Source organism: Aeromonas sp. MdU4, from assembly GCF_041929505.1.
Classification (GTDB): Bacteria; Pseudomonadota; Gammaproteobacteria; order Enterobacterales; family Aeromonadaceae; genus Aeromonas.
Genome location: NZ_JBHFMW010000020.1, coordinates 68,764 through 90,989 on the forward strand (window position 1 = coordinate 68,764; position 22,226 = coordinate 90,989).

A 22,226-nucleotide genomic window follows, 5' to 3' on the forward strand; every position below is an offset into this window, starting at 1 on the left:
ACCCTGATTATCATCAAATAAGTATTAATCTAGACTAACTGTTCGATAATCGAGCTCCCCGAGAGAACAGATATGTCAGCTTATTTAACACTGCGACAACGGGCGATGACCCGTCGCTTCTGGGCTTACGCCCTCCCCTCGATCCTTGCCATGCTGGTGTCGGGGGCCTACTACCTCATCGACGGCATCTTCGTCGGTCACTATGTCGGCGCCGCAGGCCTCGCCGGGATCAACCTGGTCTATCCGGTCATCATGGTGCTGATCGGGCTGGCCGCCATGATCAGCATGGGGGCGGCCACCGCCATCTCCTTCCAGCAAGGGGCGAAAAACGACACGCTGGCTCGTCAGGCGCTGGTCAATGCCCTCTGGCTGCTGGCCGGGCTCGGGATCATTGCGCCGGGTCTGCTCTATTACACCCACACCGATATCCTGCTGGGGCTCGGGATTGAACAGGGCACCGACACCTGGAAACAGGCGAGTGACTACCTCACCTGGATCGGCGGCGGTACCCTGCTGCTGGCCAGCAATCTGGCGGTTCCCTATCTGCTGCGCAACGATGGCCGCCCGAAGCTGGCCATGGTGCTGGTGAGCGGCGGCGCCGTGCTCAACATCCTCCTTAACTATGTGATGGTGGCCCAACTGGGATTGGGCTTGATCGGTACCGCCCAGGCGACCCTGATGGCCGAAGGTGCGGTGAGCCTGATCGGCCTTGGCTACGTCTTTACCCCCTGGGCCCGACTGCGCCTCAGCTGGCGAGATCTGGTGCCCAACCTCCCCGCCATGCCGAACCTGCTCTTTACCGGTTTGCCGAGCCTGATCGCCCAGTTCAACCTCGGGCTGCTGCTGATGCTGCACAACAGCCAATTGATGGTGTATGGCAATGTGAAGGATCTGGCTGGCTTTACCGTGGCCGGTTACACCGAGGCGGTCTTTATCGTTATCCTGCAGGGGCTGGCCTTCGGCATTCAGCCGCTCATCAGCAAGGCGGCGGGGGCCAAGCGCCATCGCAACCTCAAGTACCTGATGGAGATGGGGCTCAAGTTCACCTTTATCTACGGCATGGTGGTGTGGCTCACCATCCAGCTGCTGCCGGGACAGGTCGCCATGCTCTATACCGGCGACAAGGATCCCGAACTGCTGGCCGCCGCCATCAGCAGCCTGACCCTCAACCTCGGCGCCATTCCGCTGGAGGGGATCATCATGTTCGGCATCGTGCTGCTGCAATCCATGGCGCGCACCCGACAGGCACTGGTCATCTCCATCGCCAAAACCGTGCTGCTGCTGCCGCTCATCTTCCTGCTGCCGCAACAGTGGGGGCGTGATGGGGTGCTGATGGCCCAGCCCGCCACCGTACTGCTGCTCACCCTGCCGCTCTGCTGGCTGCTGTGGCGCGAGTGGCTACGCCTGAAAGTGGCTTGCGCGCCAAAAGCCAAGCGCCGCCCGCAACCGGCCCGTGCTCGCGCTGCCGTCCAACTGGTCCGCTGAGGCAGTCATAGAACCAATAAAAAACCGGCATCCTCTGATGCCGGTTTTGCTATCTAGACTTCCCGTCCATCGCGTACCTATAAAGAAGCCTCCACAAGGGAGGCTTCTCTTATTTTTTGGGTCAGCCCGATCTGGCTGTCACCGCTTGCAGGGCGTCGCTGTTTACTTGACAGTCACCCGGGCAAACTTGCGCTTACCGACCTGATAAACGGCGGTACCGGCACCGATGAGTGCCTTGCCATCTTCCAGCTTCTCGCCATCAACCTTGACCGCGCCCTGCTTGATCATCCGCAGTGCTTCGGAGGTGGTAGCCACCAGATCGGCATCTTTCAGCAGGTTGGCAATGGCCAGACCTTCCCCTTCCAGAGCCAGCTCCACTTCCGGCATTTCGTCCGGAATGGCGTTCTTGGAGAAGCGCTGAGTGAAATCTTCGTGGGCCGCTTCGGCCGCCGCTTCGTCGTGATAACGGGCGATGATCTCTTTGGCCAGCCAGATCTTCACGTCGCGCGGGTTGAGAGTACCGGCGGCGATGCCTGCCTTGAACCCTTCGATTTCAGAGAGCGGACGGAAGGAGAGCAGCTCGTAGTAGTTCCACATCAGATCGTCGGTGATGGACATGATCTTGCCGAACATCTCGCCCGGGGCATCGTGTACGCCGATATAGTTGGCTGCGGACTTGGACATCTTCTTGACGCCATCCAGGCCCACCAGCAGCGGCATCATCAGCACGCACTGGGTCGCCATGCCGGCATCTTTTTGCAGCTCGCGGCCCATCAGCAGGTTGAACTTCTGATCGGTACCGCCCAGCTCGACATCCGCCTTCAGCGCAACCGAGTCATAGCCTTGCAGCAGCGGATAGAGGAATTCGTGAATCGCGATGGATTGGCCGCCGGTGTAGCGCTTTTTGAAGTCATCGCGCTCCATCATGCGGGCCACGGTCTGCTTGGCCGCCAGCTTGATCATGCCGGTCGCGCCCAGCTCACTCAGCCAGGTCGAGTTGTACTCGATGCGGGTCTTGGCCGGATCGAGGATCTTGAACGCCTGCTCGGCATAGGTGAGGGCGTTGTGCTTGATGGCCTCTTCGGAGAGCGGCGGACGGGTCGCATTCTTGCCGGAGGGATCGCCCACCATGGCAGTGAAATCGCCGATCAGCAGGATCACTTCATGGCCCAGATCCTGGAAGGTCTTCAGCTTGTTGAGGATCACGGTATGACCCAGGTGAATGTCGGGGGCCGTCGGGTCCATGCCCAACTTGATGCGCAGCGGGCGCCCTTCCTTCAACTTGGCGACAAGTTCTTCTTCAACCAGAATTTCTTCCGCTCCGCGCTTGATCTCGGCTAGCGCCACCTCGAGCTGGGACATTTTTTGACTCTCCATCACGATTCCACAGGGCCAAACATCTTACTGGAATGGCGGGCCAATTGGAAAGGCTGTAAAATCTGTCCATTCTGCCCGACTTCATCAACTTTCCATGGTTATTTGGCACGCCTTCAACTCCCTCCCCCACTGGCACCGCAAGATGGTGCTGATTTTGAGCATCATGATCATGATGCTGGCTGCCTGGCCAAGCGAACAGGCGGTGGCAACACGGGTCGATGAAAACGGCAACGAGATTGCGCTGCAGGAAGAGGGCTCGGACGATAAGCAGCCCTCTGCCGACATCAGCGCCGATGCCCAACAACCGCTCACCCCGCCCAAGCCCACCTATATCACCAAGCAGGTGAAGGTACGCAGTGGCGACAACATGGGGGTGATCTTCCAGCGCATTGGCCTGAGCACCACCGATCTGCACCTGATCGATCAGCTCGATGGCAGCGATCCCCTGCGCATGCTGCAACCGGGACAGGAGCTCACCTTCAAACTGACCGAAGATGGCCAGTTGCACAGCCTCTACTACCCCCACAGCCTCGAACAGGCGCTCAAGGTGAGCCGCAAGGACGATACCTTCGTCGCCCGCAACGTCAAGATTGCCCTCGACACCCGCGAACAGGTCAGCAAGGGGGAGATCCGCTCCAGCTTCTGGGGCGCGGCGGTCGATGCGGGGATGACCGAAGATCAGATCATGGACTTGGCCGCCATCTTCGGCTGGGACATCGACTTTGCTCAGGATCTGCAACCGGGGGACAGCTTCCGGGTGGTCTACGAAGACAAGTTCCGCGACGACGAGCGGGTTGCCTCCGGCGATATTCTGGCTGCCGAGTTCGTCAACCAGGGCACCGCCTACCGCGCCGTGCTCAATGAAGATGGCAACTACTACACCCCGGAAGGCAAAGCGATGCGCAAGAGCTTCCTGCGCGCGCCGGTCAACTTCAAATACATCAGCTCCAACTTCAATCCGCGCCGCCTCCATCCGGTGACCGGCAAGATCCGCCCCCACAACGGCATCGACTATGTGGCGCCGGTAGGCACCCCCATCATGGCGGCAGGCTCTGGCAGCGTGGTGGCCGCCGGTTACAACCAGTTCAACGGCAACTACGTCTTTATCAAGCACGCTGGCAACTATGTGACCAAGTACCTGCACCTCTCCAAGCGAACCGTCAACAAGGGGCAGCGGGTGAAGCAGGGCCAGACCATTGGTCTGCTCGGCGGTACTGGCCGGGTCACCGGCCCCCATCTGCACTACGAGTTCGTGGTGGGCGGCGTACACAAAAACCCGCGCACCCTTACCCTGCCGCAGGCGGAATCCCTGAGCGGCCGCGAGCTGGCCAACTTCAGAAAACTGGCGACACCGCAACTGGCCAAGCTCGCCAGCCCCGAGCTGCAGCTGGCCCAGAACAAGCGGGAGAGCCGCGGTAGTTGAGCGACCACGGGCTCTCAATCTCACACAACAGGTCTACAACGGCAGAGCGGGAGATCCCCCCTCTGCCAAGCAGCGCGTTTTCCCGAAAACAAGGTTGAGGAAAGTTCATGGCTGAGCGTTATATCGGATTGATGTCTGGCACCAGCATGGACGGTATCGACGCCGTGCTGGTGCAGATCGACGGGGATCAACTACGGGTCGAGGCGGCCCTCAGCCACCCCTGGCCAACCGCGCACGAGCTGCATGAGCTCTGCACCCCGGGCGACAACGAGATCGACCGCATGGGGGTGGCCGACAATCAGGTGGCCCGCGAATTTGCCGCCGCCACTCACGCTCTGCTGGCCAAAGCGGGTCTGACCCCCAAAGACATTCGTGCCATCGGCAGCCACGGTCAGACCATCCGCCACCGCCCCCAGCTTGGCTTTACCCTGCAGATCGGCAACGCGGCCCTGCTGGCGGCGCTGACCGGCATCGACGTCATCGCCGATTTTCGCACCATGGATATGGCCCTCGGCGGTCAGGGGGCACCGCTGGTACCCGCTTTCCACCAGGCCTTCTTTGCCCGTCCTGGCGCGCTGCGGGTGGTGCTCAACCTCGGCGGCATCGCCAATATCTCGGTGCTGCCGGGCCACGCCAACGGGGTCTATGGCTTCGATACCGGCCCGGCCAACACCCTGCTCGATGGCTGGTATCGCCGCCATCACCCCAACGGCGCCAGCTATGATGCCGGCGGCCAGTGGGCGACCAGCGGCCAGCTCATTCCCGAGTTGCTGGCGCAGTTGCTGGTTCACCCCTACTTTGCCGCCCCACACCCCAAGAGCACCGGGCGGGAGATGTTCACTCTGGCGTGGCTCGATGGCGAACTGGCTGGCCGCCCCTATGCCCCGGCCGATGTGCAGCGCACCCTGCAGGCGCTCACCTGCCACAGCATCGCCCGCCAGTTGCCCGTTCTGCCCGAACAGTTCGGTACCAACCAACCCCAAACCGAGCTGTTTGTCTGCGGCGGCGGCGCCCATAACACCCCGCTGCTGGCGGAGCTGGCCAACCTGCTGCCCGGCTGGCGCATCGCCAACACTGCCGAGCTGGGGATTGCCCCCGACTGGATGGAAGGGGCGGCGTTTGCCTGGCTGGCAGAGCGCTTTATCCACCGCAAGCCCGGCAACCTGCCCGCCGTTACCGGCGCCAGCCGACCGGCCGTGCTGGGGGCACTCTATCCCGCGGGATGACCTCGCAATAGTCGTACATTGTTTCACCAACAATACAGTCAGAATGACTTATGTTGCACTGGCGTAACAATGCTGGCAGGAGCCGCGCCACACCCCGCCAAAAAACAGACCCCCGCTCGGTCAGGAGCGGGGGTCCAGCAGGTGCCGTCAGGCGTCAAGCGGGCAGCGACCAATGCCATCTCGCTTTTTGCATCTTCACCTCTTACAGATCGATGGCCGACATGGCCCAGTTGATACTTTCAAACGCCGGCATCTCGCGACCGTCATCGATCCCCATCTCGGCGGCGATTGCCTGATTAAGTTGCCCGTTCATGGCAAGCAGTTGGGGAGTCTGGCCAGGATCCTGCGCCAGATTGACCTTCTCCTGCGGATCACTCACCAGATCGAACAGCTCCAGATCGTTCCAGCGCTGCAACTGCTCCAGCGAGGTCGGCGTATTGCGCTCGATGGGGGCGAAATAGCGGCTGAATTTGAAGCGACCGTCGAAAACAGTGCGCAGACTGCCCCGCTTGCGCAGATCGGGGCGATAACCGGTCTCGCTCAGCACGGTCTGGGGTGACTTGCCGCTGGCCTTGCCCTCGGCGATCAGACGGATCAATTCGCTGTCATTGGTCGCCAGCCCGCTGTAGGTAAAGAGCACCCGCTCGCGCACCGTGTGCAGCTCGCTGGCCGCCACATTGCCAAGTGCACGGCCAATCTCCTGCCCCGGCAGCACCCGACCAGCCAGTTCATGCATCTTCTCGCGCGGCATGCCGCACAGGGAGAGCAGACTCGGCACCATGTCGATGTGGCTGGTGAGGGATTGGCAACGCTGCCCACCCGCGACATCGGGGTGACGGATCATCAGCGGTACATGAACCGACTCCTCATAGGCAAATGGCCCCTTGCCACGCAGGCCATGAGCGCCCCCCATCTCACCGTGATCGGAGGTAAAGACCACCATGGTGTTCTCCTCCAGCCCCAGCTGTGCCAGCTCGTCCAGCAGCCGCACCAGCTGATGGTCCACCGACTTGAGCGAGTTGCAGTAGAAGTCGTTGAAGCGCTGCCAGCGCGCATCTTCATTGGGGATCCGGCCAAGGGTATGGCTCCAGGCAAGGTCAAACTCGCGGTGAGCAGCAGGGCGATCCGGCGTGGTCAGACTCTGGTAGCGGGTCGCCGCCAGCGGCAGCTCCCAGCGGCGACGGTAGTCCGGGTGATCCGGAGCCCGGGTGGCGTGCATCAGCAGGTTACCCGGATCCTGACGTGCCTCGCCCGGCGCATCGGTGTTGAAATACATGATGTCGTGCGGGTTGACCAGACTGACGAACAGCGCCCAGGGCTTGCCCTCCTGACTCAGAGCCTGACCGGTTCCCCGCAACCAGGAGATGGCGCTGCCCGCCACCATATGGTCGTTCTTGTAGCCACCGAGACTGTGGGCCAGCACATCCCCCGGCCAGACGAAGTCGGCAAAACCGTAGGCCTCCATCTCGGCGCTAAAGAGTCGGGAAGGCGTATCGGTATCAAAATCGCGATTGAGGTGCCACTTGCCCTTGTAGGCGGTGTAGTACCCCTGCTGACGCAGCAGGGTGCCAACAGTCGGGATCTTGGTCGAGAGCGCCTTCACATAGGGCATGTCGACGTTCTCGAACATGCCGTTGTCGCAGGTCTGCAAGCCAGTCATCAGCACGGCACGCGAGCTGGTACACATCACCGCCGAACTGTAATGGTTGGTAAAGGTGGTGCCGCTCTCCATCAGGCGACGGTGCCCCACCAGTGACAGCGCACCGGGCAAGGTGGGGGAGTAGCGCTCCTGATCGGTAAAGATAAACAGGATATTGGGTCGACTGCGCAGTTGGGTCGACCCCGCAGGGCGCGGACGCGGTGCCGTGACAGTCGCCTCTTTGGCCTCCCCATCCCGGGGCCAGATCCCGGTCGCGGCAGCAGCCATCACGCCGCCAGCCATCCCCATAAACTCGCGTCGGGTCACATTGCTGGCCCCGCCAGGCAGATCGATTTTCTCGCTCATTCAGTCACCCCATCATCTCTCATTCAGCAACGGAGCCCGCACCCGGCGGGTCATAAAAGCACCAGAATATGGCTGGCCAACTGGATAGTAAGAGGGCGACCAAAAAATGTACATGAACCGAAGCTTAAGCAATGGAAAGTCTATTTAAATCTCAAACGAGGCTCTTGATATGCCCACATAGCGACACCCATCCCGCCAGCCACACAAGGGTGAGCAGAGGCTGGATGGCCTTCTCCCCGCTGGCCGTCGGTCCACGCTATTGGGCCCAGAGGCTAATGACAGTCACTGTCCACTCATCAGCTATTTCATCTGCATTTCATCAGGGAAAGATGGCTGGCTCGTGGTAGCGAGCCCATCGCCAAAAAATACATCACGAAAACTTATGGCATATTCAGCAGACTATTTTTCGAGGATAATTCCCTCAAGCATGGTGCTCGCTGATTATTAACCAGTAATAACCACAATAGAGCACATGCAGCCGGCTTGAATTATATTTCAACTACATCTTTAGCTCCGCAGTGCGGGGTTCTCGTTAGCATATTTTTGCTGTTTAGCATAGCGCTCTGAAAAAATGCAAAATACATATCTATGCATAATAAAATGGTTTGGCAGCACGTTGCCGCATAACATTAACGCTTTAGTCACAGCCTGGCCCCATAGCGCTCATCTGCAAACCCCTTGCCAGACAAGGCTGCCAGCCGATGTCAGCTGGCAGAAACCGGCCCCCGCTGCTATGCAGGGTGAATTGAATGGCAATAAAATTAAATTTGCGACCATTGAGCCATATCATATAAATGCAATTACGGTTTGCATCCCCTGCAGCCACCTCATAGAATCGCAATGTCTGAAATAATTCATCCTGTCCCTCCCTCTCTTATCCAATTCAGCTAATGAGTGGATTGCAACTAATAATCGGGAATGCCGCCACTGGCATGATTGCTATGGCGCATAAAAAAGATGGGGTAAATCTGCACCTGAGTTAACAACAAATATTAAAGAAGGATTATCAATATGAGTGGCACTATTATCAAATCCGCAAGAAATACCACCAACGCCCCCCAGAATATGGGGCCTTATACTCAAACGGTGGCATTTTCTCATTATAATAATATTTCTGCCCAGCTGCCGGTTGACCCGAAAACCGGCAAAATGGTGGGTGGTGATGTCAAGGTGCAGGCCAGACAGTGCCTGAGCAATCTCAAAGCCATCGTCGAAAGCATCGGCCATGTGATGGACGATATGGTGAAAGCGACCATCTTCCTGAAAGACATGGCGGATCTGGAGGCGGTCAATGCCGTCTACCGCGAATTCTTCCCAAGCTATCTGCCCACCCGTACCGTACTGGCCGTGGCCGCCCTGCCGCTGGATGCGCAGGTACAGATCGATGCCATCATCTCCAATGGCGAAGGCACCTTCCCGCAAGCCCCCTGCCCGCTGGTCAAACTGGCCCGCAATAGCGACAAGGCACCGCAAGACCCGTTCTCGACCCATACCGTCGCCTTCTCCCACTACAACAATATCGGTGCCCAGCTGCCGGTCGATGCCACCTCGGGCCAGCTGGTCGCCGGTGACGTCAAGGTGCAGGCCGCTCAGTGCCTGCGCAATATCAAAACCGTTCTGGAGAGCATTGATGTGCCCTTCGACGATATCGTCAAGGTGACCGTCTATCTGACCAATCTGGCCGATCTGGATGCCGTCAACGAGGTCTACACCACCTTCTTCCCCGACTCCGCCATTGCCCGCGCCGTGGCCTATCTGCCTGCCCGCTCGGTGGTCAGTGCCACCGCCCTGCCCATGGGAGCCCAAGTGCAGATGGATGCGGTGATCTCCCACGGTGACGGCACCCCGCCGCAACTGGTAGAAGATCGCCACAATCTGGTGATCCGCGCCCGCAATACCGACAAGGCACCGCGCAGCCCGTTGCATACCCAAACCGTCGCTTTCTCTCACTACAACCATCTGACCGCACAACTGCCGATCGATCTCGCCACTGGCAAGATCCTGGCCGGTTGCATCCGCGAGCAGACCGCTCAATGCCTCAACCAGATCAAGGCGATTGTGGAGAGCATCGACCATGTGATGGACGATATCGTCAAGGTCAATATCCAGGTGAAAAACATCGCGGATCTGGCGGAGGTGGATGCCATCTATACCCGCTATTTCCCGAGCTACCAGCCCGCCCGCACCGTAATTGGTGTTGGTGAACTGCCCGCCGGTGCACTGGTACAAATTGATGCGGTGATGTCCAACGCAGAAAGTACCCCACCGCAGGCGTAATACGTATTGATGATAAAAAGACACCGGCTTAACGTCGGTGTCTTTTTATATAATTGGCAGGAACATGGTTTTTAATAAAACTATTTCAATGAGCGCACTATTTAGCCTGACAATACATGGATCGGGTTGGACGAAATTCAGAATACGCCCAGCCAATCTAACCTGGCACATCAACCTCAGCTAAAGGTAGTGCTTCAGCTCCACTTCCCGGGTCTTGAACATCTGGTAATCAACAACCGTGCGCCCCTTGGCTGCGGTAAACCACTGCACACCGACTTCATCTGAATATCTAAACTCCAATCTGAACTCATATTTGCTACTGATAAATAAAGCAATACAGGCACCAATCAAAAATGCTATCACCGGGAGTACTTCCGTAATCACCTGACCGTTTTCATCCGTCGGGATAATGATAAATAACAGACTCGACGCAATGGCACCGATGATGAACATATTGAGTAGTTTATCTTTCCATGAGAGCTTTCTGACTTGCACATTCGATATTTTATCCAGGTCATAACTGTTTTTGTTGACCCACAGTTTTTTTGCTGATGGATCGATAGAAATAGAACAGGACATAGGAGACTCCATCTTGATGACACATCAAATGATGTTTTTGTAATTAAATGCACCCATCGCGAACAGGGGAATGCAATAACGAAAGTATCATATGAAGCCACGAATGGCATTACATGCAAAAGAAAAACGAGCTCGATCAACTCATCACTCGGATGTCACAACATATCAGCCCCCCCTGATACATTGGCAGTACCCAATGCCATGAAAAACGCCCCCCATCTTGCGATGGGGGGCGTTTTATTTTCCAGCTATTGGGCCAAGACGACCCAATAGTCAGCAGCTTTTACAGGGACTCAGCGGTCGCAACCACGTTTTCCACGGTAAAGCCGAATTCCTTGAACAGCAGCTCAGCCGGAGCAGACTCACCGAAGGTGGTCATACCGATGATCTTGCCGCCAAAACCGACGTACTTGTACCAGTAGTCAGCGATACCCGCTTCGATGGCTACACGCTTGGTGACGGACATCGGCAGGACGGACTCTTTGTACTCGGCAGACTGAGCGTCGAACACGTCGGTCGCTGGCATGGAGACCACGCGCACGGCATGGCCCTTGGCAGTCAGCTGCTCATAGGCGGCAACGGCCAGTTCCACTTCGGAACCGGTGGCGATCAGGATCAGCTCCGGCTTGCCAGCGCAATCCTTCAGCACGTAACCACCCTTGGCGGTGTCGGCCAGCTGCTGGGCAGTACGGTCCATCTGGGCCAGGTTCTGACGGGAGAAGATCAGCGCAGTCGGGCCGTCGGTACGCTCGATGGCGTGCTTCCAGGCGATGGCGGATTCAACCTGGTCACACGGACGCCAGGTGCTCATGTTCGGGGTCAGACGCAGGGACGCGATCTGCTCAACCGGCTGGTGAGTCGGGCCATCTTCACCCAGACCGATGGAGTCGTGGGTGTAAACGAAGATAGCGCGCTGCTTCATCAGGGCGGCCATGCGCAGGGCGTTACGAGCGTACTCCATGAACATCAGGAAGGTGGCGCCGTAGGGGATGAAACCACCGTGCAGGGCGATACCGTTCATGATGGCGGACATGCCGAACTCGCGCACACCGTAGTGGATGTAGTTGCCGGAAGCATCGTCGTTGGTCAGAGACTTGGAACCGGACCACATGGTCAGGTTGGACGGGGCCAGGTCGGCAGAACCGCCCATGAACTCCGGCAGCAGCTTGCCGAACGCTTCCAGAGAGTTCTGGGACGCTTTACGGGTCGCGATCTTGGCCGGGTTGGCTTGCAGGGTTTCAATGATCTTGGCAGATTCAGCAGCCCAGTTGGCAGGCAGTTCGCCAGTGGTGCGGCGCTTGAATTCGGCAGCCAGGGTCGGGTGAGCGGCTTCATAGGCAGCGAACTTGGCAGCCCAGTCGGCTTCCAACTTGGCACCCTTCTCCTGACCGTTCCACTCGGCAGCGATGTCGGCCGGGATAACGAACGGCGCGTGGTCCCACTTCAGGAAGGCGCGAGCAGCGGCGATCTCGTCGTTGCCCAGCGGTGAGCCGTGGCAATCGTGAGAACCGGATTTGTTCGGGGAGCCGTAACCGATGATGGTGCGGCAGCAGATCAGGGTCGGCTTGCCGGTCTCGGCCTTGGCGGCTTCGATGGCGGCATTGATAGCTTCCGGGCTGTGACCGTCTACCGCCGGGATAACGTGCCAGCCGTAAGCTTCGAAACGCTTGGGAGTATCGTCGGTGAACCAGCCTTCAACGTGACCGTCGATGGAGATACCGTTGTCATCCCAGAACGCGATCAGTTTGCCCAGTTGCAGGGTACCTGCCAGGGAGCACGCTTCGTGGGAGATACCTTCCATCAGGCAGCCGTCGCCCATGAAGGCGTAGGTGTAGTGGTCAACGATATCGTGGCCCGGCTGGTTGAACTGCTCAGCCATGGCTTTTTCGGCGATCGCCATACCAACGGCGTTGGTGATGCCCTGACCCAGCGGGCCAGTGGTGGTTTCAACGCCCGGTGCATAGCCGTACTCCGGGTGACCCGGGGTGCGAGAGTGCAGTTGGCGGAAGTTTTTCAGATCGTCGATGGAGAGGTCATAACCGGAGAGGTGCAGCAGGGAGTACAGCAGCATGGAGCCGTGGCCGTTGGAAAGAATGAAACGGTCGCGGTCGGCCCACTTGGGGTTGTTCGGGTTATGTCTGAGGTGGCTACGCCACAGCACTTCGGCGATATCCGCCATTCCCATGGGGGCGCCCGGGTGACCGGAGTTGGCTTTTTGAACGGCATCCATACTCAATGCACGAACGGCATTGGCAAGCTCTTTACGAGAAGGCATCTGAATCTCCTGCGATTGCTTCATTTGATGGCCAAGATTAAGGCGCGTTATTGTCCCAGCAGGGGGCGCGACGTGCAAATATTATCTGGACGAATAAAGTGGCTTTGGGAGGACAATCGCTTTTCTTGGCCTCTTTTGCCTAAAGAGAACAAGAGAAAACGTTTGATTTCCATCCCCTTGGGGATAGTAAGGAGCCAATGGTAACCCGCTGCCCATGACTCGACAAAATAGTGCTGGCAATCGCAGGGGGGGCTAATTAAAATAGACGTCCAGATGTAGATACCTCTACACCATCCCATTCACCCGGTTATTGCTGTGGCGATAACCCAGACAAGCAGAGAGTCCTATCATGGCAAAGCTGTTTACTTCCGAGTCGGTCTCCGAAGGCCATCCCGACAAGATTGCGGACCAGATCTCCGATGCGGTCCTGGACGCCATCCTCAAGCAAGATACCAAGGCCCGTGTTGCCTGTGAGACCCTGGTCAAGACCGGGATGGTCATGGTCGCCGGTGAAGTAACCACCACCGCCTGGGTCGATATCGAAGAGATCGTGCGCGATACCGTGCGTGAAATCGGCTACACCCACTCCGACATGGGCTTCGACGCAGACTCCTGCGCCGTACTGAACGCCATCGGCAAGCAGTCCCCGGACATAAACCAGGGCGTTGACCGCAGCGATCCGCTGGAGCAGGGCGCGGGCGACCAGGGCCTGATGTTCGGCTACGCCACCAACGAAACCGACGTGCTGATGCCCGCCCCCATCACCTACTCTCACCTGCTGGTGAAGCGTCAGGCTGAAGTGCGCAAGAACGGCACCCTGCCGTGGCTGCGTCCGGATGCCAAGAGCCAGCTGACCTTCGCCTACGACGACGCAGGCAAGATCATCGGTGTAGATGCCGTGGTGCTCTCTACCCAGCACGCTGAATCCATCAGCCACAAAGACCTGGTTGAAGCGGTGCGCGAAGAGATCATCAAGCCGGTGCTGCCGGCCGAGTGGGTCAACAAGGACACCAAATACTTCATCAACCCGACCGGCCGTTTCGTTATCGGCGGCCCGATGGGTGACTGCGGTCTGACCGGTCGCAAGATCATCGTCGACACCTACGGCGGCATGGCTCGTCACGGTGGTGGCGCCTTCTCCGGTAAAGATCCGTCCAAGGTTGACCGTTCTGCTGCCTACGCCGCCCGCTACGTTGCCAAAAACATCGTTGCCGCCGGTCTGGCCGATCGCTGTGAAATCCAGATCTCCTACGCCATCGGCGTGGCCGAACCGACCTCCATCAGCGTCGAAACCTTCGGTACTGCCAAGGTTGCCGAGGATCTGCTGGTCAAGCTGGTACGCGAGCACTTCGAACTGCGCCCGTACGGCCTGATCCAGATGCTGGATCTGAAGCGCCCGATCTACCAGGCTACCGCTGCCTACGGTCACTTCGGTCGCAACGAGTTCCCGTGGGAGCAGACCGACAAGGCCGAACTGCTGCGTTCCGCCGCTGGCCTGTAAGGCTCGCTGTGGTGATAAAAGGGGAGCCTGGCTCCCCTTTTGCTTATCCGCTACCTGACGAGATGTTGATGTCTGCCACCCCTGCCCAACTTGCCGCCCTGCTGCAACAACGCGTAGAAGCCTGTTTTGTGCAGGCCGAAGCGCACCTTGGCCGCACCTTTTCCCGCCCGCGGATCTACTGCAATATGCGGGGCCGGGCGGCGGGCTCAGCACGGCTGCAAACCTGGGAGCTGCGCTTCAATCCCGCCCTCTATCAGGCCAACCAGCAGGCGTTTCTGACCGAGGTGGTGCCCCACGAGGTGGCCCATCTGCTGGTTCACGCCCTGTGGGGTGAAGGGCGTGGCAAAAACCGGGTGTTGCCTCACGGCAAGCAGTGGCAGTCGGTGATGCGGGAGGTGTTCGGCCTTGAGCCCCGAACCACCCACAGCTTTGATCTGGCTGTTCTGGCCCAGCGCACCATCCCCTATCGCTGTCACTGCCAGCAGCATCAGCTCTCTATTCGCCGCCACAACAAGGTGGTGCGTGGCGAGGCGCGCTATCACTGTCGCCGCTGCAAGCAGCCGCTGGAGCGGGAACGGCCGGAGCCCCAACAGTAAGCCAGCCTGTGTCGCGCCCCTGTGTTAGGGTGCCCGCCATCGTTCGTCTATCATCCCGTTTGCAAGGAATCCCATGCGTTTTATCTCTTCCCTCGCCCTGACCCTGCTGGCCGGTTTGCCGCTGCTCAGCGCGCCCCTGCACGCCCAGACCTTTCGCGAAGCCAAGCAGGATCTGGTGAAGCTCTATCGTAGCCAACCCAATGCCACCACCTTCTACTGCGGTTGTAACATCAACTATCAGGGCAAGAAGATGAGCCCGGATCTCGCCAGCTGCGGCTACGAGCCGCGCAAACAACCCAAGCGCGCCGCCCGCATCGAGTGGGAACATGTGGTCCCCGCTTGGGAGTTCGGCCACCAGCTGCAGTGCTGGCAGGATGGCGGTCGCAAGAACTGCGAGAAGGCGAGCCCCGAGTTCAACAAGATGGAGGGGGACATGCACAACCTCTTCCCCGCCATTGGCGAGGTGAACGGCGATCGGGCCAACTACCGCTTCTCCGACTGGAACGGCAAGCCGGATCAGTACGGCCAGTGCCAGATGCTGGTGGATTTCAAGGAGCGGCGGGTGCAGCCACCCAAGGGGCCGGTACGGGGCCAGATCGCCCGCGCCTACCTCTACATGAGCCAGCAGTATGGGCTGCGTCTGGCGGCGCAACAGCGTAAACTGTTCGAAGCTTGGGACAGGCAGTACCCGGCAAAAGGCTGGGAGTGCGAGCGCAACCGCCGCATCGGCACGCTGCAGGGCAATACCAACCCCTTTATTGAAAAGCAGTGCCAATAACCCCATTTGACCAGGGAGGGGATTGCCCCTCCTATCATGAAGCCCTTCCCCACTGCCGCGTGAGCCTTGCAGTAGGATATTGAAGGGTTTCCAAGCAAGAGACTGACAATCAGCCATGCGTATTCCACGTATCTATGAACCGGCCACCCTGCAAGTTGGCCAGACCATCGCCCTGTCGGAAGACGGCGCCAACCATATCGGCCGGGTACTGCGCATGCAGCCGGGCCAGCAGCTCGAGCTGTTCAATGGCGATGGCAATCAATATCCCGCCACCATTGCCAGCGTCGGCAAAAAGTCGGTGGAAGTGACCATCGACCGCTGCGATGCCCAATCGGTGGAATCCCCCTTCGCCATCCATCTGGGTCAGGTGATCAGCCGTGGCGACAAGATGGATTTCACCATCCAGAAATCGGTGGAGCTGGGCGTCACCTGCATCACCCCGCTCTTCTCCGAGCGCTGCGGCGTCAAGCTGCCGGCCGATCGACTGGATAAGAAGCGCGAACAGTGGCAGAAAGTGGTGATCAGCGCCTGCGAACAGTGTGGCCGCAACGTGGTACCAGAGGTGCGCATGCCGATGGAACTGGACGCCTGGCTGGCGGAAGAGACCAAGGAGCTCAAGCTCAACCTGCACCCGCGCGCCGAATACAGCATCAACACCTTGCCCGTACCCGAGCATGGCGTGCGCCTGCTGATTGGCCCGGAAGGGGGATTGTCGAGCGACGAGATCGCCCGTACCGTGCAGGAAGATTTCAAAGAGATGCTGCTGGGGCCGCGAGTGCTGCGCACCGAAACTGCCGCCCTGACTGCGATTACTGCGCTGCAGTGCCGCTTTGGCGATCTCGCTTAATACCATCGGGCAATGTCGATAAGCTGTATGGCGGCATCGAATGATGGCAGCCTCAAACGGCCGATTACGCTGCGCTAATCGACCCTACAACCCTATCGAGCCATTTAAAAGGAACAGCGGATGACCATTAAACTCGGCATCGTGATGGACCCCATCTCGGCCATCAACATCAAGAAAGATTCCAGCTTTGCCATGCTCGAAGAGGCGCAAAAGCGCGGCTATGAGCTCTTCTATCTGGAGATGAAGGATCTCTACATGGAAGCCGGTCGCGCCTTTGGCACCATGCGTCCGCTCACCGTCAAATATGACTATGCCGACTGGTACAGTCTGGGTGAGGTGGTGGATCAGCCCCTATCCAACCTCGATGTGATCCTGATGCGCAAGGATCCGCCGTTCGACACCGAATTTATCTACGCCACCTACATACTGGAGCGGGCCGAGGATGAGGGTTGCCTCATCGTCAACAAGCCGCAGAGCCTGCGCGACGCCAACGAGAAGCTCTACACTGCCTGGTTTGCCGAACACACCCCGACCACGCTGGTGACCCGCCGCGCCGACAAGCTGCGCGCCTTCCACGCGAAGCACAAAGACGTGATCCTCAAGCCGCTGGACGGCATGGGCGGCGCCTCCATCTTCCGCATGAAGGAGGATGACGCCAACGTCGGCGTGATTATCGAGACCCTGACCGCCCACGGCAGCCAGTACTGCATGGCGCAGACCTATCTGCCCGCCATCAAGGATGGCGACAAGCGGGTGCTGGTGGTGGATGGTGAACCGGTGCCCTACTGCCTGGCGCGTATTCCGGCGCAGGGTGAGACCCGTGGCAATCTGGCGGCCGGTGGCCGTGGCGAAGCGCGTCCTTTGAGCGAAGCTGACTGGGCCATCGCCCGTGCAGTGGGCCCGACCCTGAAAGAGAAAGGGCTCATCTTCGTTGGCCTCGACATCATCGGCGATCGCCTGACCGAGATTAACGTCACCAGCCCGACCTGCATCCGCGAGATTGAAGCGGCCTTCGACGTGCACATCACCGGCATGCTGATGGACGCTATCGAGCGTCGGCTGGCGCAAGCCTGAACGGCCAGTCGCTAAACGGCAATAACAGAGAGGCGGCCCTTGGACCGCCTCTCTCTTTTCACTCTATTGGCGCGGTTGTCACTGCCTGATTAACAGCGGAACTGCCCCACTTTCAGCTTGAGGTCACTGGAGAGTTGCTCCAGCTCGTGACAACTCTGGTTCATCTCGGAAGCTGCCGCCGTCGACTCGGTGGCAATCTGGGCAATATTGACCACGTTGCGGGTGATCTCCTCAGCGACCTTGCTCTGCTCCTCTGCGGCAGTGGCAATATGAGTGTTCAGCTCGTTGATCACATCGACCGAGCTGACAATCTCGCCAAGCGCCTTGCCACAGGCCAGCACGGTGCGGTTGGACTCTTCAACCTGATCCAGCCCGCGCACCATGCTATTGGCCGCCTCGCTGGCCCCTTGTTGCAACTTGATGATGGTCTTGCCAATCTCCTCGGTTGAGCGCTGGGTACGCTGGGAAAGGGTCCGCACCTCATCGGCCACCACCGCAAAACCGCGCCCCTGATCCCCCGCCCGCGCGGCTTCGATCGCCGCATTGAGCGCCAGCAGGTTGGTCTGCTCGGCGATGCCTCGGATGGCATCCATCACACTGCTGATATCGCGGCTGTCGTCGGCCAGCTGGGTGATCATCGCCGCCGTATCCTGAATATGGGAGGAGAGCGCCGACATCCGGGCGATGGCATCCTCTACCACCACATGACCATGACGGGCACTTTCGTCAGCGACCCGAGCCGCATCTGCCGCACCGGATGAGCTACTGGCAACCTCGGCCACGGTAGCACTCATTTGATTCATGGCGGTCGCGGTCTGATCGGTTTCGGCTTGCTGTTGGGCAAAGCGCTGGCGACTCTCGACCCCGATATGGGCCAGTCGAGCCGACTCTTTGGCCAAATGCTCCGCCATGTCGTTGATCTGGTTGATCAAGCCACGAAAGTGGCTAATGACCTGATTAAGTGAAAGCGCCAGCGCCCCCATCTCATCCTTGCGCAAGACCGGAGCCTGCTGACTCAGGTCAAGCTCGGTTTGCATGCCACGCAGCACCTGACTCATCGCCGCCAGCGGCTGACTCACACTGCGCCCGGCCCACACCCCGAAAAACAGCACACACCCGCCACCGACCAGAAACAGCAACAGGAAGATCTGGAATAACCGATCCTTGAGTTGGGCAAGCTCAGTCATGCTCTGCTCTGCCGCGGTCAGTTGATACTGCACCAGGGCACTTACCGCATCACTGAGGGGATCAATGGCACCATAGAGGGGCATGATCTGGGCACCAAGGTGAGCACTCACCTGCTCCGGACCACCATCGAGCACCTTTACCACCGCAGCAATCTGCTGATCGGCCGCTGAAAAGAGCATCTGTACCTTGTCAGCCTCCAGCTTTTCGCCCTGATCCATCGCCATATTGCGATAGTTCTGCCAGCTCTGTGCCACATCGCGCTGAGCCTGCGTGATGGCAGCCTTTGCCTTCTCCGGGGTAAAACCGCCCACATTGGCTTTGTTGGTCGCATCAATCACGTTGACGGCATAGAGATCGGCAATCTGTTTCAGCTCTTTGAGCTGCACCACCTCTCCCTGATACATGCCGTTCATCCCGGCCATCAGCTGGGACATCGCCTGGGTTGCGCCCACCAACAATGCCAGCAGAGCCAACAGTGGCACCACGCACCCCAGGATCAACTTCTGTCTGATTGAAATGCCTTCCATGGTTTTCTCTCCTGCATTAATTGACGACTGGGCAAGGTGTTGCCGATAAAAAGCGGTTTTGCCCAAAGTGATGAACTGCCATAATTGCCCTATTCACTTCCCAACGACCTTTGCACTATTTGGCCCCTATGCAAACACTGCAAAATCACTTCCTGCTTGCCATGCCAAGCCTCTCTGACCCTTACTTCGAACGCTCGCTGGTCTATCTGTGCGAGCACAACGAAGAGGGCGCCATGGGGCTGGTTGTCAACATTCCGGTGGAGATGTCGCTGGAAACCATGCTGACCCAGCTTAAACTCTCCCCACCCGCCAACCAGGAGCTCAAGCAGCCGGTGCTGCAAGGGGGACCGGTTCATGCCGACCGTGGCTTCGTGCTGCACAGTTTTCGTCCCGGTTTCAACTCCACCCTGCAAGTGGGGGATGAAATGATGGTGACTACATCCAAGGATATACTGGAAACGCTGGGTACGAGTGAAGCTCCTGCGCATTGGCTGGTTGCCCTTGGTTATGCCGGCTGGAGCGCTGGGCAACTGGAACAGGAGCTGGTTGACGGCGCCTGGCTGGTGATCCCCCCCAATCCGGATCTGGTATTCAAGACTCCCATTCACAAACGTTGGCAACAAGCCGCCGCCAGCATAGGGGTGAATCCGGTTCATCTCTCCAGCGATGTCGGCCATAGCTAACCTATCGGCAACGCGGCCTGCGTTGTATTTCGAGGATTTTTTCATGTCATCACGCAGCATCATGGGCTTTGATTATGGCACCAAGAGCATAGGTGTCGCCATCGGTCAGGAGCTGACTGGCACCGCCCAACCCCTGCGCGCCCTCAAGGCCAACGACGGCATTCCCAACTGGGACGAGATTGAGAAGCTGCTCAAAGAGTGGCAACCGGACCTGCTGGTGGTCGGTCTGCCGCTAAATATGGATGGCACTGATCAGGAGATAACCGTACGGGCCCGCAAATTCGGTAACCGGTTGCATGGCCGTTTTGGCAAACCGGTAGAGTTCAAGGATGAGCGGCTCACCACCACGGATGCCCGTGCCCGCCTGTTTGAGCGTGGCGGCTATCGCGCGCTGGAGAAAGGCAGTGTGGACGGGGTATCGGCACAGCTGATTGTCGAAGCCTGGATGGAAGAGCAGTACAACTAAACCATAAACAACCAGGCAAGGGTCAATGCCCTTGCCTTGTCTCGTACTATCCCTTCATTACGCCTGTGACTGACCTGGCACCAGTGCCTCGGCCTCTGTCGGGCTCGCATTCATCATCCGGTTCAGCCAGGGCACCATCAGCCCCATCACCACTGCGATCAGCAGGGTCGCCATCCCGATTTTGCCAAATACCCCGGTGTAGATGGGCAGGGTCTGCAGCGGATCGGTCACCCCTTGCGGCACTGCGGTAAAGGTGGCCACATAACCCCCCAGCAAGGAGGCCATCGCCTGGGTCAGGAACCACATCCCGAGAATGAACCCCATCAGACGCTGCGGTACCAGCGCGGCCACCATCGCCAGACCCAGGGCACTGATCATCAGCTCACCGATACTCTGGAACAGATAGATAAGTACCATGAACCAGGGTGAGGTAAGCCCCTGCTCATCGGCAAACCACCAGCCGGACGCCGCCGCAGTCAAAAAGCCCAGCGAGCAGAAGAACATTCCGAGGGTAAACTTGAGCGGCATGGTGAGATCCTGCCCCTTGCTCCCCATCCGGGTATAAATCAGTGCCAGCACCGGGCTACCCACCACCACCCAGAAGGGATTGAGCGCCTGGAAGCTGATGGGGTTGACGCTCATGCCCAACATCTCGTGATGCATGTTATTGATAGCAAAGAAGTTCAGGGAAGTCGGCATCTGGGCGTAAAGCACATAAAAGAGTACCGCCTCCAGCATCAGCACGAAGGCCACATACATCTTGTTGCGGCCCACAGTGTCGAGCTTGAATGCCTCGCGAAAGAAGACGATCACCACGGCGATAGTCACTGTCATCAGCACCATATTGGCGATCACCACGTGGTGCATCAACCAGGCACAGAAGAAGACCATAGCGACTGAACCCAATATCACCAGCAGCAACTTGCTGTAATTGAGCGGCAGATGATCCGGTTCGGAACCGATATCCTTGACCATATTGCGGCAGGCAAAAAAGGTGAGCAGCGCAATAATCAGCCCGACCCCGCACAGGTTATAAGTCACGGTATAGCCGTAGTGATCGGCAATCACCGGAGCAAGTGAAAGGGAGATAAGGGAGCCGATATTGATCGACATATAGAACAGGGTAAATGCCCCATCCAGGCGAGGGTCCTTTGGTTGGTAGCACTTGGAAAGCAGACTTGCCGGGTTGGCCTTGAATAGACAATTACCGACCGCGATAGTACCCAGTGCGTAGAAAATAAGGTCAGGATTATAAATAGATAGGCCAGTCATGAAATAGCCTATCACCAGCACGATGGCCCCCAGCACCATGGTCCGCTTGGTACCAAGGACATGGTCACCGACATAGCCACCGACCGAAATCAAGCCATATACCAACGCCGAGAAGGCACCAAAGGTAATAAAGGATTGTTCTTGGGAAAATCCCAGCTGCTGCACGAAGAAAACTGCCAGAATTCCCTGCACCCCGTAATAACCGAAGCGCTCCCAGAGTTCGACAAAAAAGATCATGAAAAAGGGTTTTGGTTGTTGTAATAAGCCCGATGGAGCTGTTGCTGGACGCATATTAACCTGCCTTTATTGAGGTTTATTTTTATTGAACTGGTCGTGGCTACGCACGCACTATTTATCGTGCCCAACTATGGCAATAGATGAGGCACGATGAGCCAACCTGCCTGGATATTTTTTGGGTGCACGCACCCCGTTCGATGAAAATAAATTTCATCCAACCAATTTCAGTAACATGCTATCAAGTGGTAGTGAATGGGGTTGTGGCTTGCCAGCACCCAAGATGCTGGAGCCCCGTTACTCAAACCGGTTCATCAACCCTGATACACAATCACCCCGTCATAAGGAGGTAAAATAGACGCAATATACTTTTACTCCGCCATTTCAAGGGTTGCCATGCTATATCACTGGTA

Annotated in this window: 17 protein-coding genes; 11 read left to right on the forward strand and 6 right to left on the reverse strand. The window is 58.3% G+C overall.

The window, feature by feature from the left end:
• The first annotated feature begins 72 nt into the window (after nt 1-72).
• Nucleotides 73-1,485 (forward strand): MATE family efflux transporter, encoded by a 1,413-nt coding sequence (locus tag ACE1BR_RS10380; RefSeq protein WP_374869977.1) that lies wholly within the window; start codon nt 73-75, stop codon nt 1,483-1,485.
• Nucleotides 1,486-1,647: 162 nt separating this feature from the next.
• On the opposite strand, the gene tyrS is transcribed toward ACE1BR_RS10380, so the two are convergent.
• Nucleotides 1,648-2,847, reverse strand: coding sequence for a tyrosine--tRNA ligase (gene tyrS / locus ACE1BR_RS10385; RefSeq protein WP_374869979.1), 1,200 nt, complete (start codon nt 2,845-2,847; stop codon nt 1,648-1,650).
• 109 nt (nt 2,848-2,956) lie between these two features.
• Here tyrS and ACE1BR_RS10390 point away from each other — a divergent pair, with 109 nt between their 5' ends.
• A complete protein-coding gene (locus ACE1BR_RS10390; RefSeq protein ID WP_374869981.1) occupies nt 2,957-4,285 on the forward strand; it encodes a peptidoglycan DD-metalloendopeptidase family protein in 1,329 nt (442 codons plus the stop codon).
• A 107-nt stretch (nt 4,286-4,392) separates the two neighbouring features.
• Nucleotides 4,393-5,511: an anhydro-N-acetylmuramic acid kinase gene (locus ACE1BR_RS10395; protein WP_374869983.1), complete on the forward strand. Its 1,119-nt coding sequence runs from the start codon at nt 4,393-4,395 to the stop codon at nt 5,509-5,511.
• A gap of 202 nt (nt 5,512-5,713) precedes the next feature.
• Here ACE1BR_RS10395 and ACE1BR_RS10400 read toward each other — a convergent pair whose 3' ends face one another.
• Nucleotides 5,714-7,516, reverse strand: a complete 1,803-nt coding sequence (locus ACE1BR_RS10400) for a sulfatase-like hydrolase/transferase (protein WP_374869985.1) — start codon at nt 7,514-7,516, stop codon at nt 5,714-5,716.
• Between the two features lie 1,011 nt (nt 7,517-8,527).
• Here ACE1BR_RS10400 and ACE1BR_RS10405 point away from each other — a divergent pair.
• Entirely contained in the window at nt 8,528-9,793 is a 1,266-nt protein-coding gene (locus tag ACE1BR_RS10405; RefSeq protein ID WP_374869987.1) for a RidA family protein, read from the forward strand.
• A gap of 180 nt (nt 9,794-9,973) precedes the next feature.
• Here ACE1BR_RS10405 and ACE1BR_RS10410 read toward each other — a convergent pair whose 3' ends face one another.
• The gene (locus tag ACE1BR_RS10410) at nt 9,974-10,372 is read right to left on the reverse strand and encodes a hypothetical protein (RefSeq protein WP_374869989.1); all 399 of its coding nucleotides are present in this window, start codon (nt 10,370-10,372) and stop codon (nt 9,974-9,976) included.
• Nucleotides 10,373-10,655: 283 nt separating this feature from the next.
• On the reverse strand, nt 10,656-12,647 hold the full coding sequence (gene tkt, locus ACE1BR_RS10415; RefSeq protein WP_374869991.1) for a transketolase: 1,992 nt from the start codon (nt 12,645-12,647) through the stop codon (nt 10,656-10,658).
• Between the two features lie 349 nt (nt 12,648-12,996).
• Here tkt and metK point away from each other — a divergent pair, with 349 nt between their 5' ends.
• From metK to gshB, 5 genes are all read left to right on the forward strand, one after another.
• Nucleotides 12,997-14,148, forward strand: a complete 1,152-nt coding sequence (gene metK, locus ACE1BR_RS10420) for a methionine adenosyltransferase (protein ID WP_374869993.1) — start codon at nt 12,997-12,999, stop codon at nt 14,146-14,148.
• Between the two features lie 68 nt (nt 14,149-14,216).
• Complete coding sequence (locus tag ACE1BR_RS10425) at nt 14,217-14,744, forward strand: SprT family zinc-dependent metalloprotease (protein ID WP_374869995.1); 528 nt, start codon at nt 14,217-14,219, stop codon at nt 14,742-14,744.
• Between the two features lie 73 nt (nt 14,745-14,817).
• Complete coding sequence (locus tag ACE1BR_RS10430; protein ID WP_374869997.1) at nt 14,818-15,522, forward strand: endonuclease; 705 nt, start codon at nt 14,818-14,820, stop codon at nt 15,520-15,522.
• Nucleotides 15,523-15,637: 115 nt separating this feature from the next.
• On the forward strand, nt 15,638-16,369 hold the full coding sequence (rsmE, locus tag ACE1BR_RS10435) for a 16S rRNA (uracil(1498)-N(3))-methyltransferase (RefSeq protein WP_335815036.1): 732 nt from the start codon (nt 15,638-15,640) through the stop codon (nt 16,367-16,369).
• 120 nt (nt 16,370-16,489) lie between these two features.
• A complete protein-coding gene (gshB, locus tag ACE1BR_RS10440) occupies nt 16,490-17,443 on the forward strand; it encodes a glutathione synthase (protein ID WP_374869999.1) in 954 nt (317 codons plus the stop codon).
• An 89-nt stretch (nt 17,444-17,532) separates the two neighbouring features.
• On the opposite strand, the gene ACE1BR_RS10445 is transcribed toward gshB, so the two are convergent.
• Nucleotides 17,533-19,158, reverse strand: a complete 1,626-nt coding sequence (locus tag ACE1BR_RS10445) for a methyl-accepting chemotaxis protein (protein WP_374870001.1) — start codon at nt 19,156-19,158, stop codon at nt 17,533-17,535.
• Between the two features lie 128 nt (nt 19,159-19,286).
• Between ACE1BR_RS10445 and ACE1BR_RS10450 the strand changes: the two genes are divergently transcribed.
• Both ACE1BR_RS10450 and ruvX read left to right on the forward strand, forming a co-directional pair.
• Nucleotides 19,287-19,841 (forward strand): YqgE/AlgH family protein, encoded by a 555-nt coding sequence (locus ACE1BR_RS10450; protein ID WP_374870003.1) that lies wholly within the window; start codon nt 19,287-19,289, stop codon nt 19,839-19,841.
• A 43-nt stretch (nt 19,842-19,884) separates the two neighbouring features.
• Entirely contained in the window at nt 19,885-20,307 is a 423-nt protein-coding gene (ruvX, locus tag ACE1BR_RS10455; protein WP_005343821.1) for a Holliday junction resolvase RuvX, read from the forward strand.
• 57 nt (nt 20,308-20,364) lie between these two features.
• Here ruvX and dtpB read toward each other — a convergent pair whose 3' ends face one another.
• Nucleotides 20,365-21,870, reverse strand: a complete 1,506-nt coding sequence (dtpB, locus tag ACE1BR_RS10460; protein WP_374870005.1) for a dipeptide/tripeptide permease DtpB — start codon at nt 21,868-21,870, stop codon at nt 20,365-20,367.
• Between the last annotated feature and the right edge of the window lie 356 nt (nt 21,871-22,226).